We start from the raw sequence: 1,598 nt of genomic DNA, 5'->3' as shown, positions 1-1,598 counted from the left end.
CAGAGGCTTAACCGGGAGCGCATTGCCGCTCAGCTTCAGGGCTTGGCTCACAGAGAAGCAGCGGCTTTTACTGGTTGATCCCTCTCACCCCCAGCCCCTCTCCCTCTGGGAGAGGGAAGTTGGCGCGACCCTATAAAAGCGGCCTAGAGGTAGGCATCTAGGAGAGAGGCCACGGTGGGGAAGTGGCAGGGCAAGCCCAGGGCTTCTGGCGAGAGGGCCGGATAGACAAAATGGCGGTGGCGCAGACAGTACTCGTCCCACGCCGAAAGCTGCACCCCAAACAGAAAAGCTAGGCTGCGGAGGAGGCCAAGGGGCAAGGGCAGGCGGAAGTAGATCCGCTTTCTGAAATAGGCGCACACCTGTTCCACGCACTCATCCACAGACAGAGGGGGGTTGCCCAACACCCAATCGCCGCCACCGGGCGGATGGGCTACCCAGTAGGCCACCATCTCTGCCACATCGGCAGCGTGGATGAAGTGGAAGCTGGCATCCACCCGCAAAAAGCGGATGAGATCCAGCCAGCGGAGCACATCCTTAAGGCCAGCGGTGATGTGGGAATAGGGGTGGTGGGGGCTGCCGCCAAACAGTAGGGTGGGGTAGAGCGTCAGCAGGCGATCCGGCCAGAAGCAGCTTTCCTGCCGCCGCAGCAGCATCACATACTTGCTGCGGATGTAGTCGGTGCCGGCCTGGCCGGCGATGGCCAAAGGTTGTAACGCCTGATCCAAAAGGCTGGCGGTGGAAAAGTAGATCACCTGCTGGCAGCGGCGGGGATCCAACAACTGAAAGAGCTCCAGAGTGTGGGTAACGTTCACCGCCCAGGCTAGGGTGGGATCCCCCCAAGCCGCCGCCATGTGGATCAGCCCATCCATCTGTTGCAGCAGGGCAGCGTGCTCGCGGATGTGCAGCAGATCGCCGGGCACCAGGGTGATGGGGGCGGGCAGCCGTTCCGGGGGCAGCCGCAGGCGGCTGGGGTTGCGAATAAGAATGTAGAGGTGGTAGGCGGGCCGCTCCGGAAACTCGGGATCCCTTTGCTGGGCCAGGCGCTCCAACACATAGTGCCCCAGACAGCCGCTAGCGCCGGTAAGAAACAGGTTTCGCAAGAGATCTTCCCAACGGCAACTCATCGAAAAAGCTTTTGACTAGTCTACCGCCTTGGCTTGCGCCTGCCGGAGCGGCTTAACCCCCAATTCCCCTGCCGGCAACTCTGGGCAACTGCGGCATTTCTCGGGCCAGGCAGCAAACTGGAAATTTGGCCGCAAGAATGGCAGCATAGTTCGACGGGAATCCCACTCCCCTTGAGATTTGGACCTTGCTCAACCCGACTTCTGCCTGTGGCCGTAACCTCCTCTTCCCCTAGCAGGCGCGCTTTCAGTCTGTGGCCACCGCTGGCCTTGGTCTTGCAGCGGCTGGCCCAAGCGGTGCCGGTGCTACTGCTGATCACGGTGCTCAGCTTTTTGCTCTTGCAACTGGCTCCCGGCGATTTTTTGGATCCCTTGCGGGCGGATCCCAGTGTCAGCCAAGAGTTTATCGCCCAGGAAGAGGCACGGCTGGGCCTGGATAAGCCCTTGATTTGGCAGTATTTGACCTGGCTGAGCAAT

The 1,598-nt window shown here is 61.1% G+C and carries 1 protein-coding gene and 1 pseudogene; one reads left to right on the top strand and one right to left on the bottom strand.

Going from position 1 to position 1,598, the window contains the following annotated elements; all coding sequences use genetic code 11:
* Nucleotides 1-143: 143 nt before the first annotated feature.
* Nucleotides 144-1,124 carry an NAD-dependent epimerase/dehydratase family protein gene (locus NW835_RS09155; RefSeq protein WP_414415112.1) on the bottom strand — a complete coding sequence of 327 codons (981 nt, stop codon included), beginning with the start codon at nt 1,122-1,124 and terminating at the stop codon, nt 144-146.
* A 207-nt stretch (nt 1,125-1,331) separates the two neighbouring features.
* Between NW835_RS09155 and NW835_RS09150 the strand changes: the two are divergent.
* Nucleotides 1,332-1,598 (top strand): annotated as a pseudogene (locus tag NW835_RS09150) (ABC transporter permease); the annotation flags it as partial.

This window comes from Synechococcus sp. OH2, from assembly GCF_047462155.1.
In the GTDB taxonomy this organism is placed as follows: Bacteria; Cyanobacteriota; Cyanobacteriia; order Thermostichales; family Thermostichaceae; genus Thermostichus.
Note: the sequence above shows the minus strand (reverse complement) of the source record. Positions and strands in the feature narration are given on the sequence as shown.

Bases quoted from the DNA above. Each gene is read 5' to 3' on its own strand.
- NW835_RS09155 (WP_414415112.1), bottom strand. From the start codon at position 1,124: ATGAGTTGCCGTTGGGAAGATCTCTTGCGAAACCTGTTTCTTACCGGC.